This window comes from Candidatus Cloacimonadota bacterium (assembly GCA_020532085.1).
Classification (GTDB): domain Bacteria; phylum Cloacimonadota; class Cloacimonadia; order Cloacimonadales; family Cloacimonadaceae; genus Syntrophosphaera.
In genome coordinates this window covers 1-25,702 of record JAJBAV010000015.1, presented here as the reverse complement: position 1 = coordinate 25,702, position 25,702 = coordinate 1, and the positions used below count along the sequence as shown (strand labels likewise).

The 25,702-nt window shown below is 56.7% G+C and carries 21 protein-coding genes; all 21 read right to left on the bottom strand.

The window, feature by feature from the left end; translation table 11 throughout:
- Positions 1–780, bottom strand: a complete 780-nt coding sequence (locus LHW45_05510; protein ID MCB5285030.1) for a hypothetical protein — start codon at positions 778–780, stop codon at positions 1–3.
- Between the two features lie 12 nt (positions 781–792).
- The gene (locus LHW45_05505) at positions 793–1,803 is read right to left on the bottom strand and encodes a hypothetical protein (protein MCB5285029.1); all 1,011 of its coding nucleotides are present in this window, start codon (positions 1,801–1,803) and stop codon (positions 793–795) included.
- Positions 1,804–1,813: 10 nt separating this feature from the next.
- Positions 1,814–6,850 carry a C25 family cysteine peptidase gene (locus LHW45_05500; GenBank protein MCB5285028.1) on the bottom strand — a complete coding sequence of 1,679 codons (5,037 nt, stop codon included), beginning with the start codon at positions 6,848–6,850 and terminating at the stop codon, positions 1,814–1,816.
- Between the two features lie 13 nt (positions 6,851–6,863).
- Positions 6,864–8,084, bottom strand: coding sequence for a phosphoribosylamine--glycine ligase (purD, locus tag LHW45_05495; GenBank protein MCB5285027.1), 1,221 nt, complete (start codon positions 8,082–8,084; stop codon positions 6,864–6,866).
- Positions 8,081–9,310 carry a competence/damage-inducible protein A gene (locus tag LHW45_05490; GenBank protein MCB5285026.1) on the bottom strand — a complete coding sequence of 410 codons (1,230 nt, stop codon included), beginning with the start codon at positions 9,308–9,310 and terminating at the stop codon, positions 8,081–8,083. The genes purD and LHW45_05490 overlap by 4 nt, the downstream gene beginning before the upstream one ends.
- Before the next feature lies 1 nt (position 9,311).
- Entirely contained in the window at positions 9,312–10,835 is a 1,524-nt protein-coding gene (proS, locus tag LHW45_05485) for a proline--tRNA ligase (GenBank protein MCB5285025.1), read from the bottom strand.
- A gap of 352 nt (positions 10,836–11,187) precedes the next feature.
- Positions 11,188–12,369 carry an SEL1-like repeat protein gene (locus tag LHW45_05480; GenBank protein ID MCB5285024.1) on the bottom strand — a complete coding sequence of 394 codons (1,182 nt, stop codon included), beginning with the start codon at positions 12,367–12,369 and terminating at the stop codon, positions 11,188–11,190.
- 36 nt (positions 12,370–12,405) lie between these two features.
- Positions 12,406–13,071: a class II aldolase/adducin family protein gene (locus LHW45_05475; protein ID MCB5285023.1), complete on the bottom strand. Its 666-nt coding sequence runs from the start codon at positions 13,069–13,071 to the stop codon at positions 12,406–12,408.
- Between the two features lie 35 nt (positions 13,072–13,106).
- Complete coding sequence (locus LHW45_05470; GenBank protein MCB5285022.1) at positions 13,107–14,642, bottom strand: AMP-binding protein; 1,536 nt, start codon at positions 14,640–14,642, stop codon at positions 13,107–13,109.
- A gap of 12 nt (positions 14,643–14,654) precedes the next feature.
- Positions 14,655–15,293: a hypothetical protein gene (locus LHW45_05465; protein MCB5285021.1), complete on the bottom strand. Its 639-nt coding sequence runs from the start codon at positions 15,291–15,293 to the stop codon at positions 14,655–14,657.
- Entirely contained in the window at positions 15,286–16,158 is an 873-nt protein-coding gene (locus tag LHW45_05460; protein MCB5285020.1) for a hypothetical protein, read from the bottom strand. Before LHW45_05460 ends, LHW45_05465 begins: the two co-directional genes overlap by 8 nt.
- Positions 16,155–16,853 carry a hypothetical protein gene (locus tag LHW45_05455; protein ID MCB5285019.1) on the bottom strand — a complete coding sequence of 233 codons (699 nt, stop codon included), beginning with the start codon at positions 16,851–16,853 and terminating at the stop codon, positions 16,155–16,157. The genes LHW45_05460 and LHW45_05455 overlap by 4 nt, the downstream gene beginning before the upstream one ends.
- 2 nt (positions 16,854–16,855) lie before the next feature.
- Positions 16,856–17,968, bottom strand: a complete 1,113-nt coding sequence (locus tag LHW45_05450) for a hypothetical protein (GenBank protein MCB5285018.1) — start codon at positions 17,966–17,968, stop codon at positions 16,856–16,858.
- Between the two features lie 13 nt (positions 17,969–17,981).
- On the bottom strand, positions 17,982–18,758 hold the full coding sequence (locus LHW45_05445) for a hypothetical protein (protein ID MCB5285017.1): 777 nt from the start codon (positions 18,756–18,758) through the stop codon (positions 17,982–17,984).
- A 144-nt stretch (positions 18,759–18,902) separates the two neighbouring features.
- Positions 18,903–20,195 carry a DUF2851 family protein gene (locus tag LHW45_05440; protein MCB5285016.1) on the bottom strand — a complete coding sequence of 431 codons (1,293 nt, stop codon included), beginning with the start codon at positions 20,193–20,195 and terminating at the stop codon, positions 18,903–18,905.
- A gap of 9 nt (positions 20,196–20,204) precedes the next feature.
- The gene (locus LHW45_05435) at positions 20,205–20,876 is read right to left on the bottom strand and encodes a transglycosylase domain-containing protein (protein ID MCB5285015.1); all 672 of its coding nucleotides are present in this window, start codon (positions 20,874–20,876) and stop codon (positions 20,205–20,207) included.
- A gap of 91 nt (positions 20,877–20,967) precedes the next feature.
- Entirely contained in the window at positions 20,968–21,231 is a 264-nt protein-coding gene (gene rpsT / locus LHW45_05430; GenBank protein ID MCB5285014.1) for a 30S ribosomal protein S20, read from the bottom strand.
- Between the two features lie 57 nt (positions 21,232–21,288).
- Positions 21,289–22,566 carry a glycosyltransferase gene (locus tag LHW45_05425; GenBank protein ID MCB5285013.1) on the bottom strand — a complete coding sequence of 426 codons (1,278 nt, stop codon included), beginning with the start codon at positions 22,564–22,566 and terminating at the stop codon, positions 21,289–21,291.
- Positions 22,566–23,678: a glycosyltransferase family 4 protein gene (locus LHW45_05420; GenBank protein MCB5285012.1), complete on the bottom strand. Its 1,113-nt coding sequence runs from the start codon at positions 23,676–23,678 to the stop codon at positions 22,566–22,568. Before LHW45_05420 ends, LHW45_05425 begins: the two co-directional genes overlap by 1 nt.
- The gene (locus LHW45_05415) at positions 23,679–24,671 is read right to left on the bottom strand and encodes an asparaginase (GenBank protein ID MCB5285011.1); all 993 of its coding nucleotides are present in this window, start codon (positions 24,669–24,671) and stop codon (positions 23,679–23,681) included.
- Positions 24,671–25,339 carry a 7-cyano-7-deazaguanine synthase QueC gene (queC, locus tag LHW45_05410; GenBank protein MCB5285010.1) on the bottom strand — a complete coding sequence of 223 codons (669 nt, stop codon included), beginning with the start codon at positions 25,337–25,339 and terminating at the stop codon, positions 24,671–24,673. The genes LHW45_05415 and queC overlap by 1 nt, the downstream gene beginning before the upstream one ends.
- Positions 25,340–25,702: the final 363 nt, after the last annotated feature.

Sequence of the window (25,702 nt, the reverse complement as noted above, 5' to 3'; positions counted from 1 at the left end):
TCATTGGATGTGAACGATGCGCTCGAAGGATTCTGAACCCATGTAGGCCTGCATTTCCTGGTCCCAATCAAAGGAATCCACTCTCCAGCGCAGGGTCTGGCCGGAATACTCTGAGGCCAAGTTAACAGGCATGCTTATGACAAGGGGATCAACTTCAAGCGCCACATACAAATCCTGATGCCAGACGTAATTGTAACTTTCGTCCATGAGTAGCAATCTGAATTTGCCTGCTGTGCCACTGCGGTTCCACTTGAAGCGAGAGTCAAGAGGATTGGACAGAGGTGCGATCGTAGCTCCATTCTCGGGTGAGAGCAGCAAGCTTTTGGAAAGCAGGGCGTAGGATGTGGTGTCAGATCGGGATTCGTTGCCGGCCAGATCGACCAAATCGACGTAATATGAGTACCATACCCTTTCAGTAAGCTGGTTGTCAGTGTCCAAATAGTAGTCTTGCGTGGCTGAGATGGAGTCGATCAAAACAGGTTCAGTCTCAAAATTGCTGTAGCGCCAGATCTTTACGTGGCTTAAGTCGGTGTCTTTGAAAGGTTCCCAACTCACGCGGATCCAATCACCGTCAGGAACTGTATCTATTCCGTTGTTCTCGTCGTTGATGTAAATGGTCTGGCCTTCGTAAACGACAGGCGGATCGCCAGTGTCTCCGTGATGAGGTGTGAGGACCGGTGGGATGGGTGGGGTAGTGTCTTCATCGCCCTCATCCGTTCCCGCGCAGGCACCCAGCAGCAGGATCACTGCCAGCATTGAGATCAGTAAAAACTTTTTCATGCTTAGCTCCCTTTAGAAATTCACTCGCAACCCGATCCGGTTTGTGATTCCGACCGGATTGGTCACCAGGGCATAATCAACTCCGACGCCATACAGATTGACCGAGGCACCGCAGGTGAAATTCTTGTCATAATAACCTGCTCTCAGAGCGCCGATGTTCTTGTAAGACCACTGGACCCCGTAATGGCTGCAGCCATCGTAAACGTAGTCATAGTCATAGGCCAGGATGACCTCTGAATCCAGGGCAGTGATAGGTTGGGATACTGCCACTCCCAGTTTGGTGTTGAACAGCACTTCATCCTTATGTTCAGAGTACGTGTCCCAGCTGATGTCCGTACCGGCTATATCCTGGAAGTTCAGCCCAAAATCGAATTTGCCCAAGGCTTCCCAGTCGAACAGAACGTCCAGGTCGGTTCTCAGCTTGAAACCGAAATCGATGCCGGTGCCGCTGCCCTGGTTTTGCAGTATGTTGCGTTTGATGAACTTAACGTTGGCGCCCGCGTGTAGGTCCAGGGGAATGTCGAAGAACATCCAGCCCAGGCTCAGATCATAGTGTAGATGCTTGGAGAAGGCGAATTGATATAGATCGTCAGTGCTGTTGAATTCTCCGTCTGGGATCCCCGGTAGCTGATAAGCGCTGTTGTTGATCCGTTCGTCCACATTGGTGCCGATCAGGTATGATTCGGCAAAAACGGGGATGTCGGTCACTGTCAAACGGGTAACATTCAGTCCGATGGTCACATCGCTGGGCAGGGGCTGGCAGTAGGTGATGTGATCGTAGGAAGCCAGTCCGTTGTAGAGGAAAGCGTGCATAGCGGAGATTTCAGACTTACGGATCTGGGATAGTCCCGCAGGATTCCAATACATGGCCGATCCGTCATCTGCCAGGGCGGCAAACGCCCCGCCCATGCCCAGGGAGCGGACTCCCGCGCCGATCATCATGAAATCACCCGCGTACCTTCCCGCCGTGAGAGAGGCTGCAGCGAGCAGGGCCATCAATATGGTGAGGACAGTTTTCTTCATGGTTTAACCTCTATTTGAGTATCGCCATTTTGATCGTTTTTTCGATCTTTTTGTTGCCTTTTTTGGCAGTGAGCCGGTAGAAATAGGTTCCATTGGCCAGATAAAAACCCTGATCGTCCTTGCAATCCCAGCCATAAACTGTGCGCGGGTATTCATGGTAACCCACTCCAGTGGGCAGGTTGGAGAAAGTTTTCACCAGTCTGCCGGAAACGGTGTAGACCTTGATGGTCACTTCGTCAGCGTCATCGGTGAGCACATAGGTGAAGCGGGTCCGGCCATCGTTTTTGGGGTCTATCGCCCGGCCCATGATGGGGTTGGGGTAGTTGGCAACGTTTTTCAGGTCGAAGGTTTCATTCACCACAAACTGGATCTCACGGGTGTTGTAGTTTCCGTTCACATCCTTGCAGTCAAGAACCAAACTGTAGGTACCTTGGCTGAGGTTCAGCTGATACTTGATCGGTATGCGGTTCACGTTGTCCGTGTTGATGGTGGTAACATAATCGGTATCAGGCACCTGGCCGCCGTTCAGATACAGTCTGATGGTGTTGTCAAAGAGGTCGATGCCGTTGGCGTCGCTCAGCACCAGAGAGAAAGTCCCCGTGGCTGAGATATAGCCTCCCACAGTGAATTCCTGGTCCTGCACATTCACATCGATGGAGGGGCGGATCCTGTCACGGTTTCTGTAGATCGTGTATATCCCCTGCCGCTTTACCTCAAACACAACCTTGTTCTCGCTGCTGGAAACATTTCCCCCCTGCAGGATCCACTTGTTGCCCAAGTTTTCCCAGCGGTAGATCTTGTATGAGTTTTCGCCTTCCAGGCTTTGAGTTTCGTCGTCATCCTCGCTATAGAAAAAACTCAACTTGATCTGCTTGTTGTTCACAAAGGTATCGGTCGAATCCACCAGAGCGGGGTCCATGGTCCGGATCTCGTAGGCGTTGGACGGCAAAGAGGTGGTAACGCTGTCGAACGAGAGCAGTTTGATCGGTGAGATATCGGGCTGGTTTTGGGCTTCATGCACACCCACGCTGTTGATGTAGAACACAGCGCTTTGACCGGCAGGCACCAGGTTGGTCGGGATCTCGCAGCTCACATTGCCGTCCAGGCTGCTGAACAAAGCTCCTGATGCATCTGCCGAATAATAGTTGAAATCAGTGGCCAGGGTTATGGTGTTGTTGATGTCGAAGTTATCAGTGAAGATCTGGGGGATGTCGGGGCCGTGCCATTCCGGGAAGACCCAGGAGGAGTTTACCCTGGCCTGAAAGATCAGGTTTCCTTGGGGCAGGCCGTCCAGCGAGATGCTTTCCCAGCGTTCCTCATTTACTGCCAGAGGCGGTAAGTCCTGGGTGGAGAAGAGGGTCTGGGTTCCGGAAACAGGCGTTACGTACAGCCGCAGGTCGGTGGTGGTGGAAGCGGCATTACCGCCGTTCTTTACCAGCACTTTGATGAAACGTCCAGCCTCAGTGCACTCCAGCTTGATGTCAATGGTGGAGAGATCGGGTCCCCGTGTTACATAGTGGTTTATGAACGACTCGTAAGTGCCACTGGTGGTGGTGATCAAATATTTGAAGGCGATTTCCTCTCCGGTGTCCTGCCGGCTCATGTATCCTGTGGTGATATATCCGTCTTCGACCTCAGGATAAGTTTCCATCGGCAGGGTCACCCAGTTGCTGTTGGTGCCGGCACTATCGGTTCTGGCTTTGCAGACCAGCGAGACGATGTCTTCGTTGCTGAACACCCTGGACACGAATCGCACCGAATCGTTCCAGGTAGGATTGGCAGGAAGGATGGAGTGATGCGTCAAAGCGGCCCGTCCCACGCCAAATCCGCTTTTACCCACATACTCCCGGGCGGGTGAATATCCCGCCACATGGATTTCCCGGCCGTAGGGTGGATCGACGTCTGCGGGGATAATGTAAGAAGCATTGTAATTTCCGTTTATCACCGGCAGATCGTAGGGGATGTTGACCTCAACCTCGTTGCCGTTCATAATGTACAATCTTGCCGCGGTAACGTCTGGAGGGAATTGTGCGGTCACGAACAAGGTGTCGCCAGGCATGGCCACATATTTGTCTGCCTGGACCGGGATATTTCCAAGGGGTTTGGTGGTCTTGATCAGCGGGTCGCCCAACAGGGCGGCGGCGTTTGTGAGCGCATAGCGGGCCGCGGAAAGCGTGGTGGTGGCATAGAATCTGGTGAGGGCGAATTGGTAAGCTTCGCCAAAGGTGTTGAAGTCATGTTTGTAAATGGCTTCCGTTAGCGCCAGTCCCCAATCCAGGTCCTGAAACATATACCCAAGGCCACTGAAGCCCAAGGTCACGATCGCCCCCTTGTTGGGCTGCATAACCAGGGCCTCGCCGATGCTCGCGATGCCGTTGGTGTCGAAGGAAGAGGCATAGCAGGCCAAACTTACCACGATGGGATAGGTTTGGTTGTTCAGGGTGGCCACGTCATTGAAGTTGAAGAGGTTGTAGTCCGCCCAGATACGTCCGCCGCCGTGGCCTATGAAATGCAGGTACTGGGTGCCGGAATTGATGGCGTCCTTTAGGTCAAAGGTAACGCCAAAGTACTCGTTGCTTACTGTCTGAGTTGAAGTGTAAACCCTCGTTGCGCGGTAATCCTGAGGTATGTTGCGGCGCCTGATGGTTTCGGATTGCTGGGCGAAAAGGTCGTCCTCGTCTGTGATCTTGCCGCCCGAAGTGATGGTCACGTGGCTGTTCCAGAGCCTGTTGGTGAGCAGATTGTTGCGGTAGTTGAATGCTTTTTGCGCATAGTCCAGCACCTGCTCCGGTTTCCATGCATTGATCCGGCCCACGGCGATGTCCGGCACCACATCGGTACCCACGATCGTGGCGTACCAGCCATCACTGGCGGTGGCGCCGTGTTCGTTGGTCCAGGTTTTTTTCACGGGCACCAGAGTGTAAACGCGCGCTGGACTGCTGTCCCTTTCATCGTCCACACCCTCGCCCAACAGCACCACGTGGCTCAGCTGCGGCGAGCCCCAGTTGTTGTAGGCATAGCTGAACATCTCTTTCAGGCTTTCAGCGGAGCGGATGCCATGGTTGAATTCGTCAAAGATATCCTGGTAATCCACTCTGGCAACCGTGTGTCCCTCGGATTCCCAAACGCTGGCCAGCAGGTCGCCGCCTTCCGAAAAAACGAAGTCCCGTCTGCCCACCACGATCACATTGGCTGCGTTGTCCGGATTGCGCCAGGAGGAAGGAAGGTCCAGCCGCATTTCCACTGGTGATAGCTTTTGCGTTTCAGACACGGCGTAATACTCAACTTCGGTGGAGGAAACGCTGTCCTGCACGGAAACTGTCCAGGGCGCGAAGCCGTCCACGCTGAACGGTTCTATCTGGCAATTATTGAATATGCTGGATCCGATCTTGTACACTGAAACTTCATTGGTACTGAAACCGCCGATCTCGAACTGATACAGACCGGCTGGACGGTTGGAGGGTTTTGTGAACTTGATTTTGTCCTCACTGGTCCTGTATTCCCGCCAGTACTTCAGTTCCAGATAGTCGAACAGCACCTGCTCCCGGTCGCCGGAAACCGTATTGCCCGCCAGACTGATATACATGTGGTTGGTGCCGTGGCGGAAATAGGAGTTTGCCACAGGACCGGCGTTTTCGAAGATCTGTTCCCGTTGCCCCACCCAGTTGTGGGTGTTGATCATGGCCTCGTTTATCCTCACGGTGGCGTTGTGGTCATACTGACCGGGAGGCACGGCCGCCGCGTAGGTGAGGCCGTACAAAGAAACTTTCACCTGTGCTGTGCGCACGGTGCTGTCCTTGGGATACTGGAGTTCAAAGGGGATTATGTCCAGGTCCGGGGCGTTTATTTTTCTCCAAAACCAGATGTCTTCGCGGTAAAAATTGGGATTGGCCGAGGTCCAGGAGTTGCCGAGTTTGTCCGCAACCAGCTGCTGTTCTATGTGCACAGTATGCTCATAAGCGTCGGGAATGATGTACTGAGCGGCGTTGGAAACGATCAGTCCGCCGTTCTCCACCGCCATCCGGGCGCCCAGGGTGCCTTTGTAATAGAGGCTGTACACGTTTTCATCGGTATAATCGTCCTGATAGCCTTCATCGCCATAATGCCTGTCTCCGAAAAACTCGAAGAAATCGCCGGGATCGAAGCTGCCGTCGGCTTCGCCCTCAAAATGAATGGGGATGGAGCCGTACTCATCGGTCAGTTCAAGCAAACGGGGGTCCACTGTATCTGGCAGCCAGGCCATCTCTACATCCAGGGAATCAGACATCATCAGAATGAAGTCGTTGAGATCCTCAAAGGTGATCTTGTAGATGCCTTCCTGGTTCGCCACCAACTGCACGGCGTTAACCTGCGAGGTTCCATTCTTGGGCGATGCGTGGCTGTTGTCGCGCTTCTTGGGCAGGCGCCAGCTTTGGGAACTCGCGTTGTTCAGGAAAAAGGCGTCTCCAGCCTGATCGACCGGATTTTCGCTCATCTGCCAGTTTGGAGTGGAGGATTTGCTGCCAAAGATCTGGACCCGGATGGTGAAACTGGTGTTCACAACCAATTCTTTGGTTGTGGCGCGGTATTGGAAGGGAAAGATCTGCAGCGGCACGAATCTGCGGTCCCCCACAAACGCGCTTTCCCCGGCGCTGGTGATGCTGGCCGGGTAGAGCTGCGCGCTCCGGTAGGCCCTGGGATCCTGAAAATGCTCGTACTCAACCTCTTCGTTCACCACGGTCATCCTGGCTACGGATTTGAGGCTGACGTTTTTAATTATGCTGCTTTTCACGTTCAGAACCTGCACCGAGATGTCTCCGTCGATGGGTATGGCTATGGCTTCGCCGAATGCTCTCAGCTCTGGAAACCCCTCCACGGCGTGCACGTTGCCCGAGTCGGTTTCGATCCTGTCCCAAGTCACCCCGTTCAGGCTCTGACGGCCGATCTTGTACTCCGGCAGGTTGAATTCCAGGACCAATTCGTCGGCGGACTGGCTGACGACGCTTACCTGCGCTCCCAAAAAAACCAGGGGAAGCAGCAGCAAGGCCAAGACAAGGTAAAATTTCATGTACTCTCCATCCTTAGAGAACGTTCTCGCGCAGGGCTATGTCCCCACGGTATTGTTTGCCTTCAAAGTTGACTGTTTCGATGTCCTGATAAACTTCGCGGCGCGCTTCCGCCACGTCGGTCCCCAAACCCACCAACGCCATCACCCTGCCCCCGGATGTGACCAGTCCGGCAGAGGAGGAATCGACACCGTTGAAACGCGCGAGGCTGTTAAGGTTTTGGGGTAAAGAGATGGGAAAACCTTTCTGATAGCTGCCGGGATAGCCTTTTGAGGCCAGCACGACGCACACGCTGCTCTGTCCGCTCCAAACCAAGTTCAGATCATTCACCCGGTTCGTGAGAACGGCTTGGCAAACCTTGGTAAAAGATGTTTTCAGCAAGGGTAGAAGGGCTTGGGTTTCGGGATCGCCCAGGCGGCAGTTGAATTCCAGCACCTTGGGTCCCTCGGATGTGATCATCAACCCGCAGTAGAGAAAGCCACGGTAAGTGCAGCCCTCATCCCGCATGGCTTTAAGAATGGGGCCGACAATGGTATCCTCGATCCGCGCGCGGTAGGGTTCCGCTTCGCTTACCGGGCAATATGCTCCCATTCCGCCTGTGTTTGGCCCGGCATCGCCGTCCAGCAGTTGTTTGTGGTCCTGCGCGAACAGGGTGGTCTTGAAGCTTTCGCCGTCGGTCACCGCGAACAGCGACACTTCCCAACCTTTGAGAAACTCCTCCACCACGATTCTGCTGTCAAAAGCCGCCAAAGCTTGCACAGCCTCTTCTTTTGTCTGCGCGACGGTCACCCCTTTTCCCGCTGCCAGGCCGTCCGCCTTGATCACCAATGGAAATTTCTGTTTGCCCGTGATGTATTCCCGGGCTGCGCCGGGATTGGCGAAACAGCGGCAGGAAGCGGTTGGGATGTGGTGTCTGGCCATCAGGTCCTTGGCGAAGATCTTGCTGCTCTCGATCCTGGCGGCAGCCTGGCCGGGTCCCACGCAGGGAATCCCCGCTTCTTCCAGAATATCCGCCCAACCCGCGGCAAGAGGTTGCTCGGGCCCAAACAGCACAAATGAGGGCTGGGCCTCTTTACACCAATCCAGCACCTCGTTGATCGAGTGAAGGGGAAGGCAGTCAAACTCCCGCGCGATCCCGGCGTTGCCCGGGGCGACGGATATATCGTGACTATCTTTGGCCAAGGCCGCGGCCAGCGCGTGTTCGCGGCCGCCGCTGCCGATGATCAGAACTTTCAAATCCTGGTTCCTTGCAAATGTTTGATCAGGTGAAGCAGAGCGAATTCCGCTGCCTTGTGCCGGATGGATTCCCGGTCTCCGTTGAAGGTTTGGGTCAGGCTCCACGCCCTGTTTAAAACTGAAAAACCAAAACAAACGGTCCCGACCGGCTTTTGGGGGGTGCCACCATCCGGACCAGCCACTCCGGTTATGGAAATGGCGGTTTGGGATTCTGTCAAGTGTTTTATTCCCTCAGCCATTTCCCGGGCGCAGGTTTCGCTCACCGCGCCGTTTTCGGCCAGGGTTTCAGGCTTCACCCGCAGCAGGCTCTGCTTGAGTGCGTTGGAGTAGCTGATCACGCCACCAAGGAAAACATCGGACGCCCCGGCCTGATCGGTCACCATTTTCTGCAACAGGCCTCCGGTGCAGGATTCCGCGGCGGTAAGGGTGAGCTTGTGAAGCCGGAGCAGACCGTGTAGAACACTCACGGGCGTATCTGCGTTGCGGCCCCAAACGTGTTCGCCAACCAGCCTGAGGCAATTGTCCGCGCTTGCCGTTACCTTGCTCAGGTCGCCACCGTAAAATCTCAGGTCCACCCGGCCGGTCTGGGGCAGCCAGGCCATGCTGACTTCAGCCAGCGGCGCGAAGCCCGATAAAAGCTCTGCCAAAGCTGATTCGGAGATGCCGAAGGTGTGCAGGGTTTCCTGGTGGATGGCCTCTGCACTGCCGTATTTTTGTCTCAACAACGGTTTGGCCTGGGTCGAAAAGACATGCCTCATTTCCAGCGGTACGCCGGCAAAGGCGAAAAAGCTCTTTTCGCTCTGTTCATGGAAGAGTCCCGGCGCTGTTCCCCGCAAATTGGGGAGGGCCGTGAAACCTTCCGGCACCAGGGCCTGGTTGCGGTTGATCTGCGGTGTGGCCAGGTTTCTGGCCGCGAAAAGCTGTTGCACCTTGTCCCAGATTTCAGGATCGAAACGCAGTTCGGCCCCAAAGAAAGCGGCGATCTCGCGCTTGGTGATATCGTCATTCGTGGGACCCAAACCGCCGGTGGTGACAACGACGTCGCAGCTTCCCCAAGCTTGTTGGAGGGCCTGGCGGATGGCCTCTGGCTCGTCTTTCACCGTGAGGGAAAACTCCACCGGCAGGCCCAGCAGGGCAAGTTCGCCGGCCAGCCAGGCCAGATTGGTGTTGAGGGTCTTGCCCAGCAGGATCTCGTTGCCGATGGTGATGATGGCGCTTTTGTGCATCTTAATAGGACTTGGCAAAGATCACCCGGCGTTCGGAAGGCTCACCGCAGCAGACGCAGTTGCCGGTTTCCGGCTCGGTGTCGAAGGGAATGCAGCGGATCGTTACCTTCAGGTCATCCTTGATCTTTTCCTCGCAAGCGCTGTTTCCGCACCAGTGGGCCAGGGCGAAGCCGCCGTGGATCTCAGGCTGCGCGCTGTTTTTCGGGGTGAACCAGGCGTAAAAGGCGTCCTTGCCGTCGATGCTGACGGTGTTTTCCTCGCGGAAGCGCAGGGCTCGTTCCAAAATGTTCCGCTGCATGGTGCTGAGCGCTTGCAGACAGTATTCTACCACATTTTCCACGGCCACGGATTGCTTTTCGCGGGGTCCCTGGTCGCGGCGGGCCACCATGACAGTGTTGGAGGCCACATCACGGGGTCCGATCTCGATCCGCAGCGGGATCCCTTTCTTGATCCAGTGCCAGTTGCGCTCGCTGGAAGTGAGTTCGCGGTCGTCGAGTTCGGTGTAAACCCGCACTCCTTCAAAATCTGTATGCTTGAAAGCTTCGTTGATGCTGCTGGCCAGGGCCATCACGGCGGCGTGTTCCTCTTCATCCCGGTAGATGGGGATGATGGCGATGTGTGAAGGGGCGATCTTGGGTGGCAGCACCAGGCCGTTGTCATCGCTGTGGGCCATGATCAAAGCACCGATCAGCCGGGTGGACACGCCCCAGGAGGTTGTCCAGGCGTGCTGGAATTCGCCCTCCCTGTTTTGAAAACGGATGTTTGAGGCTTGGGCGAAATTCTGCCCCAGAAAGTGGGACGTGCCGGATTGCAGGGCTTTCCGGTCCTGCATCATGGCTTCGATGCAATAGGTGTTCACAGCGCCGGGAAACTTCTCGCCTTCGGTTTTTTCGCCCTTGATCACCGGAATGGCCAGATAATCCTGCGCGAATTTGGCATAAACATCCAGCATCTTAAGGGTCTCGTCCATCGCTTCAGCTTCGGATTCATGCACGGTGTGGCCTTCCTGCCAGAGAAATTCCGTTGTGCGCAGAAAGAGGCGGGTGCGCATTTCCCAGCGCACGATGTTTGCCCACTGGTTGATCAGCAGAGGCAGATCGCGGTAGGAATTGACCCATTTGGCGAAGGAAGCGCCAATGATCGTTTCGCTGGTGGGACGAACGATATAAGGCTCCGCGAGCTCTCCGGCTGGCTTCAAGCCGCCTTTGCCGTCGTCTTCCAACCGGCTGTGGGTAACCACCGCGCACTCTTTGGCAAAGCCTTCCACGTGCTCGGCTTCCTTTTCAAAATAACTCTTGGGAATGAAGATCGGAAAATAGGCATTGCGGTGTCCCGTTTCCCGGAACATTTCGTCCAGAAACTTCTGGATGTTTTCCCAGATCGCGTAGCCCCAGGGCTTGATCACCATGCAGCCGCGCACCTCGCTGTTTTCAGCCAGGTCGGCTGCCCTGATCACCTGCTGATACCACTCCGCGTAGTTATCAGCGCGCGTCGGCTCTATCGCCGTGCGTTCTTTCTTGCTCATCACGTTTTCCTTCTTGTAGGTTTGGAGCACCAATCTCAAAACTGCGGCAAATTGTCAATAGCAAAGCTGTTCGCGCGCGTAACCAGGTTACGGACTTTATCGCCGGAAAATGGGTGTATCGCCCTTATCACACTTCCCATTCACCTCCCCTTCGCCTCCCGCACACTTCCCATATCTCAGGCGGGAAGTGTGCGGGAGGCGAACAGGGGGCGGAGGGGCAGGGGCTCAGGGCGGAGAGTCGGAAAATCGAATTCAGTTCACCTTGCGTTCAGACAAAAAAACACCGGCAGGCGCGCCGGTGTTAATGTCTTCCCAAGCGGGACCAGGCATCTGGTCCGCGTGGTTCAGGGAATCATTCAGAATAGTGTTGGCTGTACCAAGATTCCGCCCGGAGGAGCAGATTGTCGATATCCTGGGGGGTGAACATCGAGGAAAGCAGTCCACGGGCCTGTTCGGCGTCGGTTTCGCCGTTGGCGGCAGCCAGGGAATACCAGAAGAAGGCTTCGTAGGCATTTTCGGTAACGCCTTCGCCAAAGGCATAACAGTTGCCGATCTCATACTGGGCGCCGGGATGTCCCTGGTCAGCGGCGCGGAGATACCATTTGGCGCCTTCGGTCATGTCCTTGGGGATCATTTCACCGCTGAAATAGATCTGGCCAAGCATGAACTGGGCTTCGCGGTGCCCCAGTTCGGCAGCGCTGGTGAGCCACTTGATGGCTTCCCCGGCATTGCGGTCGGGTCCGCTCATATAGTTCAGGGCAAGCTGATAATGCGCTTCGGGATAATTCTGGTCCGCCGCGCTGCGGTACCACTTGAGGGCATTTTCCGTGTTCTGGGTCATCCCTTCGCCAGTGGCGTAGGCCTGGGCCAGGTTGTATTGGGCGAACGCGTCACCCGCGGCGGCGGCTTTGGCATACCAGGCCGCGGCTTCATTGGCATTGGCTTCCACCCCTTCGCCGAATTTATAGCAATAGGCGAGGTCGTTGATGGCGGGGATGTGATTTTTGTCGGCAGCCTGACGGAAAAAGCTCACGGCGGCGGCTTTGTCCTGAGTGACCCCGGTGCCGTCATAGTAGCAGCGGGCGAGGCTGTAAATGGCGTTCACGTTGCCCCCTGCGGCGGCCAGATCGTACCATTTAACGGCTTCACGCTGGTTTTGGGTTACCCCCTCACCGTTGAAATAGCAAACGCCCAAGCCGTATTGGGCGGCATTCACATTCTGGTTTGCCGCGCGGCGGAACCATTCCACGGCCTGTTGTTTGTCGATTTCGGTTCCGATACCGTTGTAATGGCAGTATGCCAGATTGGTTTGGGCGCCGGGATGGCCTTGTCCGGCAGCCAAGGTGTACCATTTAACGGCTTCGGCAAGGTCTTTTTCCACGCCCAGGCCGTCCTGATAGCACATGCCAAGCTGAAACTGGCCTTCAGGGTTGCCACTGTTCGCCGCGGCAAGTATGGCTTCGCTGTATGTAACCTGTCCAAGCAGGAGCGCTGAGAGCATCAGGCACAGCAGAGTAAGTAATATATTACGCATGAGGAACCTCCTAATAAGGTTGAGAAGAAACTCTTCTCAGGGGGCCGTTTTCGTCAAGAAAAATTTGTACAGCGCAATGGTGGCGGCCTTTTCCACCACTTCCAGATGGTCGAGCGCGGCGTTGGGTGAAATCCCGGTGCATACCAGTCCGTGTCCCTGCCAAATGAGGGCTTTGTGTTGTTTGATGGTCCCGAGGCTTTTTTCCGCCAATTCTTGTGAGCCGGGAGGGGCTGAGGCGGGTGTGGCGATCCCCTCCGGCAGGAAAAGTTCAAGTTCGGCCAAAGCATCTCTCAGCAAAGAGTTCAGGGCCGATTCATCCTGGTACACATCCAACTGGCTGAGCAGCACGATGCTGCTGGGATGGGCGTGCAACACAACTTTGTCGGGTCGGCCGGTATCCAAAAAATGCCTCTGCAGCAGTTTGTGGCAACCCCATTCCGAGGTTGGCCTGGCTTCCACGGGAAAGTGTTTTTCACCCGTTCTGTCCACACGCACCAGCAGCATCTGAGAGAGTGGGTCGCTGGCCATCTGGCGATAGCGGCTGCCTCCGCGGGAGACAAGATACCAAGCGAAATCGCCTCCGAACAGTTCGGTGGCCTCGGCGCTCACGTTCACGGAGACATTGCCCGCGTTGGCTTCGGCCCAGCCGCGCAGATTTATCTGCTCCGCCACGGCGCGCAGTTCTTCCAGAAGCTCTGGCATCCGGCTGGCCATGGCGGACAGATCAGCTTGCCGGGCTATTTTTTCTCCCCTTCCGCGCTGCGTGTGCGGCAGATCTTTTCCACTTCGCGGAAGTTCACTTTGCCGCTGGACATCATTGGGATATCGTCTATCACGTAGAATTGGCGTGGCACGGCGATGCTGGGCAGCTCTTTCTTCAGCTGTTTCAGCACTTTGTGCATGTCGAAATTGCCATTGGCGACCGCGGCCACCACATCCGCGCCCTTGGTGGGATTGGGAATGTCCACCACGCAGCAGATCACGTCTTCCGGCAGCAGATGGCTGAGCACATCCTCCACTTTTACCAGTGAAACCATTTCCCCGCCAACTTTCACAAAGCGTTTGAGCCGGCCCCGGTGCCAGAGGAAGCCGTCGGAATCGATGATGCCGATGTCGCCGGTGTCATACCAGCCGTTGCGAATGCGCAGGGAGGTTTCCTCAATATCGTTCAGATAACCTTCCATCACCAGCTCGCCTTTCACCAGGATCTTGCCTTCCAGGTTGGGACCAAGGGTCTCGCCGGTGTTGATGTCTTCGATGCGCACCCTCACCCCGGGCAGGGGTTTGCCGATGCTGCCCAGTTTGTGGGCGCCAGGCCGGTTCACAGAGATCACGGGAGAGGTTTCCGTGGTGCCGTAACCCTCAAAAATGGCGATGCCGTGCTTCTTCAGAAAGCCCTCGTAGACCTTATCCTGCAGCTTGTCCGCACCGGCTATGGCGAAGCGGATGCTGGCGAAATCGCCAGGCTCGGATTTCTGCAGATAACCGTAGAAGAAGGAAGGCGTTGCCGCCATGTAGGTTACCTTGTATTTGCGCACCAGGGAACTGATGGTCTGATATTCCAGTGGATTGGGGTGGGCGACCATGGTGTTGCCCAAAATCACAGGCAGCCACAGATTGATGGTGAGCCCAAACACGTGGAACAGGGGCAGCATGCTGATGCAGACGTCTTCCGGGTGCAAATCGAAAACCTGGCAAGCGCCCTCCACGTTGCTGCTGATATTGAGGTGGGTCAGCTGCACGGCTTTGGGCTCTTTCTCGCTGCCGCTGGTGAAGAGGATCACGCAGACTTCGCTCTCGGGGCCGCTGTGCACAAGTGTTTTCAGAATGGCGAAGGGCAGTTTGGCAAGCGCCGCGGCCTTGAGCTTGTCTACGATCGTAACTTCGGAGAGGATATCCTCCACGAAGATCATGTGGTCGATCGGCTCCAGATTGAGCTTGTCCAGAAGCTTACGGCTGGTGAGGATGGTCTTGAAGCTGCATTTTTCCCGGGCGTAGAGGCAGTTTTCGATCGCGCCGGTGGAATAGTTGATCATCACGGGGATCTTGCCGTTCATCAGTGTGCCCAGAACGCCCAGCATGCAGCCCACGGAAGTGGGCAGCAGGATGCCCACGTAGCGGCCTCTGATCTTGGCCAGGCTTTCTTTCAGGATCAGAGAGGCGATGAGCATTCTGCCATAGGAGAAATCCTTCCCTGTGGCCTGGTCGTGGACCGCGATCTTTTTGCCCTGCTTCCTGGCCGTTTGTATAAAGCGGTGATGCAGTTGCAGCATATGAACTCCTTGCTATTTGATGATGTGCAGCCAATCGCGCAGCAGAAAATCCAGCCGGCCGATCAGCAGAGAGATACGGGCCATGACGGTGTAGCCAAAAGAGGCTCCGAAACTTACCATCAAAAACCAGATCCCGATCTTGGAAGGAACCTTGTAAAAGCCTTCCTGCTTCTTGCTGAAATAGAAGAAAAAGACGCCGCAGAGGGTGCCGGCGATCACCATGATGCTGCCCACCACGTCCACAGCGGAGGCGAACTTGAAAGGATTGATCATCGTGGCCGCCATCTGCTCCACAAAGTCGGATTTAAAGCTCAGCAGCATCGACATCGCCGCGGAGGTGCCAACCATCAGCGCCAGCGGATAGCGGCTGAGCCACTGCAGTTTTGTAAACATCCTCAGCAGCATCATGATGCCCAGCAGCATCGGGATCAGCAGCACCCAGTTGCCGGCAAAATCAGTGAACAACTTGTCGAAGAGATTGGGGATGAGGATGTTGTAGATGGTGTAAACCAGCCAGTAAGCGGCGGAGAGGCCCACGAAGACCTGTTCCGCGAATTTGTAGAAGGGGTTGTCCTTATAGAGGAAACTGAAGATGCTGAGCGTGAAGAAAGCCGCCAGCCAGATTCCAACCGTGGTCATGATATCAGCCATGCCTGGCCTCCTGCGCGAGTTTGTCGGCCTTGCGTTTTTTCCAGGCCCGGATATTGCCGAAAAGGATGAAGGCCAGGATCAGAATGTGGGCCACGGATTGAGGGTTCATGCCCAGGCTCGCGGTTCCTTCATAGCCCAGCAGCAGTTCGTACTCCGCGGCCGCTTTAAGGCCGCCCATCAGCCCGTGCAGCTGTTTCTGGTCATTCACATAGGGTAAAAATCCGGGCGCGCTCACGGCTGTGGTGCCGCCGGCTACCGGAACGTTGAATTTGCCGTTGGCGGTCATTATCCAGTCCCGCAGGCCTGGATCGCCCGCGGAGAGCGAGATCACATAGCGGATGTCTTTCAGGGTCCGAACCGGCTTCAGCATTGGGATCTCGGCATATTTGAGGCCCGAGGTGTCGGTGGGGAAGATGGCTTCCATGCTGCGCCCCATGCCTTGGATCGTCACCAGGCCGCCGGGTTTGTAGCCAAGGTTGATAAAATCCTCGCCGTAGATGTGCTTTTTCACTGAGGGGTTTTGCTTTTCCATTCTGGCCTGCACATCCTTGAAGGCCATTTCCGCCACCTGCGGGCCCTGTGGCCACATCGCGGTGGCGATGATCTTGTGTCCCTTTTTCCAAGCGTGTTCGATCACGGCCTCGGCCATGGGCTGAAGTTCGGTGATGGTGGAAGGGTCATAATCGAAGGATATGATCACGGGAACGCCGGCGGGCAGGGAATTCACCAGATCGTAAACCTGTTCTGTGAGCGGCGTGCTCTGGGTTTTGAGGCCCAGGGGAAAGATGATCGGCAGCGCCACGGCCAGCACCAGCAGCAGAAACACTATCCTGCGCTCCACCACGGATCTTTCGGGCATCTTCATTTGCCGCCTCCCAGATAGGAGCGTTCAATGCCCAGGATGATGCGCAGCGAAGCTCCCACAATGCCCAGCGCGGCACTGATCAGGATCGCCCTCTGCGCCGCGGTGTTGGGATATTGCATGATGAAATTGGTTAGTTCCGGCAGGCGCAGCCAACCCAAGGAATCCGGGATCCAGCCTGTGAGCATGGGGGCGAAGCTGGTGCGGCCCAGCATCACGATCACGGCTGTGAGCATCAGCAGATTGGATTCGAAGTTGCGGATGATGAAGGCGCGGTAGGCCGCGGAGGCGATGTAAAAGGCCAGAAGTGAAAACATGGTCGAGGAAAGCGGGATGAAGGCGTTTTCGAAGAGGTAGTCGAAGGGTTTCACCCCCAGCTGGCTCACGATGCCCTGCCCCTGACCCAGCAGTCCGGGCGTCTTTTCCATGCCCCAGAGCAGGCCGAAGGCCAGCATCAGCCCGAAGCTGATTATTCCTGCCAGGTAGTACTGCCAGTTGGGTGCTTTTTCCGCCACCCGGATCACGTTCATGCGCAGCAGGCTGGCCTGTCCCAACAGGATGGCGAAGCTGGAGATGATCATGAACCAGTCGATGAGGGTGGATTCTATTCTGGGAAAGGGATCCCGCGGGATGAATCCGGCTATGAGGATCACCACTCCGGAGACGAAAGCCACGATCAGGGGTAGGTTGCGTTTCATGTTCAACTGCCTCCTTCAAAGAATTGCTTGAACCAGCCTGCCCCGATGATCTCCATCACCACTCCGGCCAACACCAGCAGGATCACCAGCAGCTTGCCAAAATCGTGGCCCTTGAGGCTGCCGAGTTGCTGGGGGTCGCGGGAAATGTAGGCCGAGGCGGCGTAAAGTTCCTCGCCGATCAGCGTGTAGTCGCAGGAGACCACGAAGAACGGGATCTGGTGCGGCTGGCCGGTCCCGGCTGTCTGGATGGCCCCGGTGCCAAAACCGGTCTCTGTGAGGATCAGCGATTCAGCCCAAAAAGCGCCCAGGAAGAAGTTCGCCGCGGGCTGTTCGCGCAGCATGATGCCGTCCACGCCGGCCACAAAGCCAAACTGGTCGTCGGTAACGTAAAAAACCTTGTCCTCGCGGTAGGCATCCGGTTTTCCCGCTTTCAGGTAGGCCTCTTTCACCGTTTCGCGGGCGGCGGAAAGCACCATCGAGAAACGGCAGGGCACCAGCAGTTCGGTTCCGTATTCCGCGGATTTATAGGCCAGGTGGCTGAGGATGTTCAGCGCGGCGATGGTTTGGATGTCGCCCAGATCGCTGATGCCGGGCACAAAGAGGATTGGCCTGCCCTTTTCAGTGGCGCGGCCGATCGCCTCGTCCATGCTGTCCAGGCCGCTGATGCGGCGGATGAACAGGTCTTTGCCCCGCCGGGCGGAAAAGATGTAATAGAGGATGGCGCCGCAGATCAGCACCAGCAGGATCAGCAACGAAAGCTTGTTCATGTCGAACCACTGGGCCTTGGTGCGCGCGGAACCTTGATAAACCAGGCTGTCGCCACGTGCCTGGTTGTAGGCAACAAGGCGATAGCGAAAATCCTTGCCGATCTCCAGGCTGGAATCGGTGTACTGGCCGGTCTGCGCGAACTCTTTGAATATCTCTTGAAAGACGCCCAGGGAATCGGCTTTTTGCAGGCTCAGGGAATCCGCGCCAGTAGCCAGGTCCCATTTCACCAGCACCGACGTCCCGTCATCCCAGGGATTGTCTTGCACGGAAAAAGCGGGCTGCTCCGCGGCCGCGGTCAGCACGCAGGCCAGCAGCGCCAGCAGCAGGCCCGTGAGTGTTTTTTTCATATCAGTTTCCTTTTCAGGGAGTGCTCAAACTCAGCCGGATGGAGTCCGTGGCCGCAACGATGGCTGCCACCTGCTCTGGAGTGAAGGCATTTTGCCCCGCGGAATTCATCATGTCCCGCAGTTCCTGGGCCTGGGTGAAGGCTGGCGTTAGCCGGGGTGAATCCAGCAGCAGCAGATTGTCGGCCAGGCTTTCCCAGGCGGGGGATTTCAGCACCAGGGATTTCTCGGTGCTGTAGTTTTTGGCGATCAGGCCGCCGATCTGGTTCACGGACTGGGTCCAACTGCCCAGGGCAGCCAGCGTGTAGGCGTTCCAGCGGTTTTGATCCATCAGGGTTTGGTCCGTGGTTGTTTGCAGGTCATAAAAAAGCTGTTCCGTCTGCTCCCAATCGCCTGAGGCCAGCAGCGGCTTCACGCTTTGCTCAAGTTTGGCCACCAAATCCGTCTGCCTGTGCATCTCCGGCGCCAGGGATTTCAGCTGGGCCAGGATGGAATTCAGCCAGGCCGAATTTCTGCCGGACACGGCCAGCTGGGCGTCTGCCACCAGAGAGCCCCAAACGAAGGCGGAAAGCAGAGTGTCTTGCTGGGTCAGGTTGTACTCGGTTGGCTTGAGCGAGTCCAGATCGCCCGGCTCCACTTTGTCCAGAGCCAAAAACACGGCCTTGAACGACGGGATGGCGTTGTATTCCGATACTTTATCCGTGCCGTCGGGCAGTTTGTTCTTTTCCCTGTTGCAGGAAACTCCGGTTAGCGCGGCCACGAAGGCCAGCAAAACGATCAGCAGTTTCTTCATCTCAAGTTCCTCGATTCAATTATGGTTGTTGCCGGCTTGTCGCTTGTCCGGCATGGCTTTCTGGGGTTCACGGAGGGTGGTTCCACCCTTGGCGCGCGCCGCCTGAATGTCAATCAAAAATTCATGCTGTCGCATTTTACGGCCTCAAGGCTTGGCCGCCTGGCATTCGGCGCAGAGATGATGGCGGCAGTAGCGATGAAAGATCTCCATCAGTCCTTGCTGCAGCAAGGTTTTGCGGTTCACGGCCCGCATATGCGCGGGGCTTAGGTAGCGGCACATGAAGCGGGTCACGTGGTTTTCCTGCAAGGCGGGGAATTCACTGTAGTAGCGGATGATCCGTTCCCGGGTCTCGGTGTCGGAGTGCTTTTCACAATACATGTAGCTCACCGGCAGGAAGATGTTCACATAGATGTTGCCCACCAGTCCTTTTCCCGGCCGGGGCAGTCTTTCAGTGCCCGGTAAAGCGGCGTCGGCAAAGATCCCGGCAAAGGCCTGAAAAATTTTTTTGCCGTCCGTCTTGTCCGCCAGCACCCTTTCCCTGAAAAACTCCATCAGCCCCTGTTCCGAGGTTTTATGGATCAAACTGGCCATGGCGAAAATGCGGTAAAGCGGATGGCTGAGCGGACGGATGCGGAACAGCTGCCAGTCGATCTGCAGCCGCCGCGCGAAGAAGGATTGCCGCTCGTAAGCCTGGGTGAGAAGCTGGGCCAGCCTTGCGTCCAGTTGCTTGGCGCAACGCTCGAGCAGGCCGCTGCTGCAGCACAGGATCGCCACCAGTTCCAAAGCGCTGAGGCCTTCGCGCTGCCAGGCGCGGATGTCGTTCAGAGGGATCGCCTGCGCCAGGCTGAGCAGGTTGTGCTTGTTCTTGTCGTAGCCCAGCGCTTCCATCATGCCTTCGTACAGCACTTGGTCAAAATCGCTCAGCAACAGGGCCGCGCTGAAACGCCGGGCCTTGTTTTTGAAGCGCCGCAGGCCCCAGGCGCTGAGGATGCTTTCCAAAGTGTCATTATCCACCGCGGAGAGCAGGTCACAGTAGGTGCTGCGTTCTTCCTCGGAAGCGGTTTCCGGCGTTTGAAGCAGCTTGCGGATCTCGTCGCTCACCTGGCTTTTCAGTTCCAGGATCTCGATCGCCTCGCCGTTTTCCTTGATCGTGTATTTTTGCAGGCCGGCGTTCATCACCACGTGCAGGATCACGTTGTTGTAATAAACATCCTCGTGGTGCTCGTGCGCGGTCCAGTCGTAGCTGTTCACTTGGATCTCCACGTCTCCGCGCAGGATCTCGCCGTCCAGGTTCACGATCACGTTGCGGAAATCCGGGCCCCTGGCTGTGTTGAATTGTCCCTGGTAGCTCACCTGAACGTTTTTGCCGCTCACTGTTTTCAGCGGTGTCAGCAGATGCCCCGCGTCCCAGATGTGATAGAGGAATTTCTCTTCCACGAATGCCTTTTAATAGTATCTTTGCAGCATCCGGTAACGCTGCCGCGCGGAGCGCGAGCTGCTGTAGGTTTGGGGGCTGAAGTCCACCGGATTGCTGAGAATGCTGATCAGCCGCATCGCCTGGTCTTTGCTCAGCTCCGGGCAACTTCTGCCGTAATAGTGAAGCGCGGCAGTCTCGATGCCGTAGATGCCCTGGCCCCATTCCACATAGTTCAGATACAGTTCCAGCATCCTGTCCTTGCTCATCAGCGCTTCCATCAGCAGCGTCACCTGCGCCTCCAGATACTTGCGCAGATAGTTGCGGTCTGTGGTCAGGAAGATGGTTCTGGCCACCTGGTTGCTGATGGTGCTTGCCCCGAAGCGGATCTCACCGTCTTGCTGGTTGCGCTTCCACGCTTTTTGGATCATGTCCCACTCGAAACCGAAATGCTCGTAATAATTGGCGTCTTCCAGGGAAATGGTCATCTTCACCGTGCGCTGGGGAATGTCCTCCAGCTCGATGTATTCACGCTTGTGCCAGTCGTATCCGCGCACCAGCAGGCGCTGCAGCATCAGCGGGGTGAGGGGTGGGTTGATGAAGCTGTAGAGTAGGCAGAAAATGGCGATGATCGCCCAGAAACCCAGGTGGGCAAAGAGGATGACGCGCAGGAGGCGGACCAGCCAGTTACGCTTGCGCTTCATCTGTTATGCGGATTTGCGGGAGGGAAACTCCCTCCCCTGATGTTCAAAGCCCGGCTGGCGGCCGGGCTTTCCGGCCTGGATCGCGGCCGGATCAGTCTTTGGAATTGTCCTTGCTGACGAGGGCGGCCACGCGCGCTTTGCGGCGGGAGGCGGTGCGTTTGTGGATCACGCCTTTCTTGGCGGCTTTGTCCAGCTGGGAATAGACTTTGTTCAGCAGATTTTCCTTTTCTTCCGGGGTCATGTCTGTGCGGATCTGCTTGTCCAGGGTCCTCAGGGTGCGTTTCACATAGTTGTTGCGGGCCTGACGCTTGGCGTCGGTCTTCATTCTTTTAATGGGGGACTTGTGTTGGGGCATTTTAAACCTCTGGTTTTGTTAATCGTATGAATCCAAAATAAATGAGGCCTTTTTCTGTCAACTCTTTTTCTCTGCCTTTAGGGCCGATATCAGTTTCGCGGCCTGGTTCTGCGCGCTCAGTTCGCTTGTATCTGTCTGGTTCTTAAGGCTCTTGCCGGCTTTCCAGGCGTCCCGCTGAGCGGCCAGAAATTTCACCGCGGCGGCATCTTCGCGGAGGTCGAAACAGACCCCGGCCCTGTAAAGCTTGATCAGCTCCTCGGCTTCGCCGCCGTGCGGACCCAGGCAGAAGATCATCGTGCCGGAGGCGATGTATTCATAGAGCTTGGTGGTGAGCATGCCCTCGAAACCCTCATAGTAGTTGATCAGCAGCAGCAGCAGCTCGCAGTCCGCCATTTCCTCCAAAGCCTGCTGATGCGGCACAAAATCTTTGCGGAAAAAGCTTCCGGGTATATCTTCATCCAGGCGCCTCTGCTGTTCTGCGTCCACCTTGCCGCCCACGCAGATCAGCTCGAAATCTCCGTCCGGAAAGGCTTTCCCGATCATGCTGGCCGCTTCCGCCAGTTTCTGGCCCGCGGTGAGGTTGCCCACATACTTGATCCTGAACTTCTTAAACCCTGTTTTCTCGTCCGGGCCTTTGGTAACGAATTTGCCGGCGTCGTAGCCGTTGCGGATCACCACGGTGTTGGAGCTCGGAAGCTGCTCTGCCAGATGGTTGGAGATCACGATGTTCAAATCCGCCGACTGCGCCACCTTGCGTTCCAGGGCGCGGTGCCGGCGTCTGCTCCAGCCGGCTGGGGGATTCAGTTTCAGATAGTACACCGTGCTCCAGGGGTCACGCCAGTCGGCGATCCATCTGATCCGGTGCCGCTTTTTCAGCTCCAGACCGGTCAAATGCGTGGAGTGGGGCGGGCCGGTGGTGATCACGGCATCGACGGGATGCTCGCGCAAAAAAGCCATCGCGGCCTTTAGCGCGGAGGTATTCCAGTATTTACGGGCGTCCGGGATGATCAGGTTCAGCCTCGCCCAGATCAACGCCTTTTGCAAAAAACCCGCGTTCCTGCCGCTGCTGAGATCGCCGTAGGGCACGGAACTCCGCTGCCCGAAGATCGCTTTCCAGAGCTTGGCTGGGCTGGGCGCGCCGCTGCGCAACACTTTCACCTGGGGCGGGATCTCCTGTTCCAGGCTGGGGTCCAGCACCGGATAGTCTCCGTTCGCGGTGGTCAGCACGGTTACCTCAAATCCGCTTTCCACCAGCACGGGCAGCCATTTGTGCCATCTCTGCACGGCCGCGCCGCCGCAGGGCGGAAAGTAGTAGCTGATCAGCAATATCCGCATCAGGCTTCCAGGATCAGGGCGGCCAGTTTCGGCCAGGAAAACTTCTCTATGTAGGAAGGAATGCTTGCGCTCATGCGCGCGCGCAAATCCTCTTCTTCGAAAAAGCGGATCAAAGCTGCGGCCAGGGCTTCCGGGTTGTTCGGCGGCACCAGCAAACCGGTGTCTCCCTCGCTGATGTATTCGCTCAAACCGCCCACATCCGAGGCGATCACCGGCATCTGAAAACTGTAGGCGGTGGCGATCACGCCGCTCTGGGTGGCGCTTTTATAGGGTAGCACGCAAACCTGCGCCTTACCGAAAACTTCCGCTATCTCGTCATCGGTTATATAGTGGAAACGCGCCTCCACCGCCTCGCTCAGCCCCAATTCGCGGATCAGGTGTTCATACTTGGCCGCCTTGCCGTAAACCTCGCCGGCCACGATCAGCTTCAGGTCCGGAACGCGTCTGCGCGCCTGTTTGAGCGCCGCCAGCAGTACATCCAAACCCTTGTAGGCCTTGATCAGTCCAAAAAACAGGGCGGTCGGCTGCTTGGGCTCTTCGGCTGTGGTCATTCCTTCGCTGGTGCCGTAACAGCCGTAGATGGGGTGAAAGCCCAGCAGGGCTTTGCGAGAGATACTTTCGGGCATTTTCCGCTTCAGATCGTTGAGACAGGCCTCGGAAAGCAGCACGATCCGCTCGCAGTGCTGAAAGAATTTTCCGGAAAGCAGATCAGCCCCGGGCCATTTTTCGTGGAAATCGATGTTGTGGGCCAGGCAGATCCTGCGCGTGTTCGGCAAACGCTTGCAGATCCAGGCAAAGGAGGGCGCGAACCAGGGCAGGAAATATGATGTGATCAGCAGATCGGGTTGAAATTCCCGGATGCGCTCCACCGCCTTGGTCCAGGTTTGGGGCAGATAGGGTGTGAACACTCTTTCCACCGGGATTTCCGGCAGATCGGCAAAACTGGTGGTCTGCTCCCCGCCCGGAAACAACAGCTTGGGATACTGCCGGTCAAAAGTGTACATCCGCACGTCATACCCCTCCTGCAGAAACTCCCCCGCCAGCATCAGCGCGAACTGCGAGATCCCGCCCCGGAAAGGCGGCGCCGGCCCCAGCAGCGCGATCCTCTTCATCTAATTCCTGCTCTGCATGAAAAAGCGTTTCACCACGTCCGGATCGTTGTACTTGCCGAAAAGTGTCATCAGTTTCAGCCGCACTTTCACGCCTTTGAGGTCTCCGGCCAGGATGCAGCCAAGGTCGGCCAGGTGTTTGCCCCCGCCTTCATAGCCGTATTCCGAAAGCACTCTGCCAGTGTAAGTGCGCGAACTGATCACCACCAGGATGTTATTGTCCAGCGCGGCCTGGATGTCCGGGATCAGGCTCTGGGGCAGGTTTCCGCGTCCGAAAGCCTCGATCACGATGGCCTTGGCGCCGCCCTCGATCGAGCTGTGGATGTGTTTTCCATCCATTCCGGCCACCGCCTTGATCAGGTCCACCGCGGTGTCCAGCTTGTCCGTCCACACGTTTTCCCGAAACAGCGCGCTGCGGTGGTAAACGATCGCGTCCGGATCCACGCTGCCCAGCGGGCCGTAACCCACACTGCGAAAGGCGTCCACCTTTCCAGTATCGGATTTCACCACGTCCCGGGCGGTGTGGATCTCGTCGTTCATCACCACCAACACCCCCTTGTCGGCAGAATCGTGATGGGATGCCACTCTCACGGCCCCGATGATGTTGCGCGGACCGTCCAGGCCGATGTCGCTGCCGCTGCGCATGGCGGCGGTGAACACCACCGGTTTGCGCGTGGTGAGCACCAGATCGCAAAGAAAGGCTGTTTCCTCCAGCGTGTCCGTGCCGTGCGTGATCACCACTCCGTCGTAGTCTATGATCTTCAGGTCGATCAGCTTGGCCAGTTCCAGCATCATCTGCGGGGTGATGTAGGGGCTGGGTAAATTCAGGTGTTCACTCACGGCCACTTTGGCCACGCTGTCCAGCTGCGGAAACTCGCGCAGCAAGTCCGCCAATTCAGAGCTGGGAACCACTCCCAGCGAGCCCTTGGAGGTCATCGAGATCGTGCCTCCGGTGAGGATGATCAGGATGTTCTTTTTATTCATGTCTTGTTGCATCATTGTTCCCGATAGGTGATGGGATCTCTGTGTCCGGCTTCCGCGAAAGCTTTCAGGCGCAGGCGGCAGCTGGCGCAAACTCCGCAGGCCGCGATGTTGTCCGCGTAACAGCTCCAACTCAGTTCGAACGGCGCTTTCAGCTCCAGCCCCAGCTTCACGATCTGCGCTTTGCTGTGGTGCAGCACCGGCGTGACGATCCGGATCGGCCAGGCATTTTTCCCTCCGCTGGCGACCACTTTTTCAAAAGCTTCGAAAAACACTTCCCGGCAATCTGGATAGCCGCTGCTGTCTTCCTCCACGGCTCCGATGTAGATGGCGTCCGCGCCGATCACTTCGGCCCAGGCCACGGCCGCGCAGAGCAGATTGGCGTTGCGGAAAGGAACATAAGTTGTGGGGATCTCCGTGCCCGGACCCTGGGTGGGTATCTCTTGGTTCGGATCGGTCAAAGCCGAGCCGCCGATGCGGGCCAGCCAGTCCCAGTTCAGCACCTCGCTGCGGCGGGGCCGGTAGTGCGCGCTGATCGCCTTAAAGCACTGCAGTTCCCGCGCCTGGGTCCGCTGGCCGTAACTCGCGTGCAGGAAACTCAGTTCCCTGCAGTCCCGCGCGGCCACTGCGGCGCTTACCAGACTGTCCATGCCCCCGCTCACCAAAACTATCGCTCTGTTCATCCTTTGCTTCCCACTGCTCGCTTTTTCTTTTCACCTTCGCGCGCGGGGCGCTTTGTGTCAAGTCCGGATTTTCCCAAGCCACCAGCCCAGGTCACCCCAAAGCAAGATCAGATATGCGTTATGGCCTAAATTTTGCGCGGTACGCCCTGCTTGGCTCCCAATATCAATACGGTATCAATACGGAATCAATACGGATTAAATCCGTATTGATTCCGTATTGATACCGTATTGATATTGGTAGCGTCTCAAAGGTTGGTGTAAAATAGGTAACGCCAGATGAAGAAAAAGGTTGAGCCAGATCCCGCTCTTTGTTTTGATGGTTTTGACAAAACTAACAGACAAGGAGACGATCATGACTCAACC

Bases quoted from the DNA above. Each gene is read 5' to 3' on its own strand.
- proS (MCB5285025.1), bottom strand. From the start codon at position 10,835: ATGAGCAAGAAAGAACGCACGGCGATAGAGCCGACGCGCGCTGATAAC.
- LHW45_05445 (MCB5285017.1), bottom strand. From the start codon at position 18,758: ATGAAGAAACTGCTGATCGTTTTGCTGGCCTTCGTGGCCGCGCTAACC.
- queC (MCB5285010.1), bottom strand. From the start codon at position 25,339: ATGAACAGAGCGATAGTTTTGGTGAGCGGGGGCATGGACAGTCTGGTA.
- LHW45_05510 (MCB5285030.1), bottom strand. From the start codon at position 780: ATGAAAAAGTTTTTACTGATCTCAATGCTGGCAGTGATCCTGCTGCTG.
- LHW45_05455 (MCB5285019.1), bottom strand. From the start codon at position 16,853: ATGAAACGCAACCTACCCCTGATCGTGGCTTTCGTCTCCGGAGTGGTG.
- LHW45_05435 (MCB5285015.1), bottom strand. From the start codon at position 20,876: ATGAAGCGCAAGCGTAACTGGCTGGTCCGCCTCCTGCGCGTCATCCTC.
- LHW45_05470 (MCB5285022.1), bottom strand. From the start codon at position 14,642: ATGCTGCAACTGCATCACCGCTTTATACAAACGGCCAGGAAGCAGGGC.
- LHW45_05475 (MCB5285023.1), bottom strand. From the start codon at position 13,071: ATGCCAGAGCTTCTGGAAGAACTGCGCGCCGTGGCGGAGCAGATAAAT.
- LHW45_05505 (MCB5285029.1), bottom strand. From the start codon at position 1,803: ATGAAGAAAACTGTCCTCACCATATTGATGGCCCTGCTCGCTGCAGCC.
- LHW45_05420 (MCB5285012.1), bottom strand. From the start codon at position 23,678: ATGAAGAGGATCGCGCTGCTGGGGCCGGCGCCGCCTTTCCGGGGCGGG.
- LHW45_05450 (MCB5285018.1), bottom strand. From the start codon at position 17,968: ATGAAAAAAACACTCACGGGCCTGCTGCTGGCGCTGCTGGCCTGCGTG.
- LHW45_05490 (MCB5285026.1), bottom strand. From the start codon at position 9,310: ATGCACAAAAGCGCCATCATCACCATCGGCAACGAGATCCTGCTGGGC.
- LHW45_05480 (MCB5285024.1), bottom strand. From the start codon at position 12,369: ATGCGTAATATATTACTTACTCTGCTGTGCCTGATGCTCTCAGCGCTC.
- LHW45_05465 (MCB5285021.1), bottom strand. From the start codon at position 15,293: ATGGCTGATATCATGACCACGGTTGGAATCTGGCTGGCGGCTTTCTTC.
- LHW45_05500 (MCB5285028.1), bottom strand. From the start codon at position 6,850: ATGAAATTTTACCTTGTCTTGGCCTTGCTGCTGCTTCCCCTGGTTTTT.
- LHW45_05460 (MCB5285020.1), bottom strand. From the start codon at position 16,158: ATGAAGATGCCCGAAAGATCCGTGGTGGAGCGCAGGATAGTGTTTCTG.
- LHW45_05415 (MCB5285011.1), bottom strand. From the start codon at position 24,671: ATGCAACAAGACATGAATAAAAAGAACATCCTGATCATCCTCACCGGA.
- LHW45_05425 (MCB5285013.1), bottom strand. From the start codon at position 22,566: ATGCGGATATTGCTGATCAGCTACTACTTTCCGCCCTGCGGCGGCGCG.
- rpsT (MCB5285014.1), bottom strand. From the start codon at position 21,231: ATGCCCCAACACAAGTCCCCCATTAAAAGAATGAAGACCGACGCCAAG.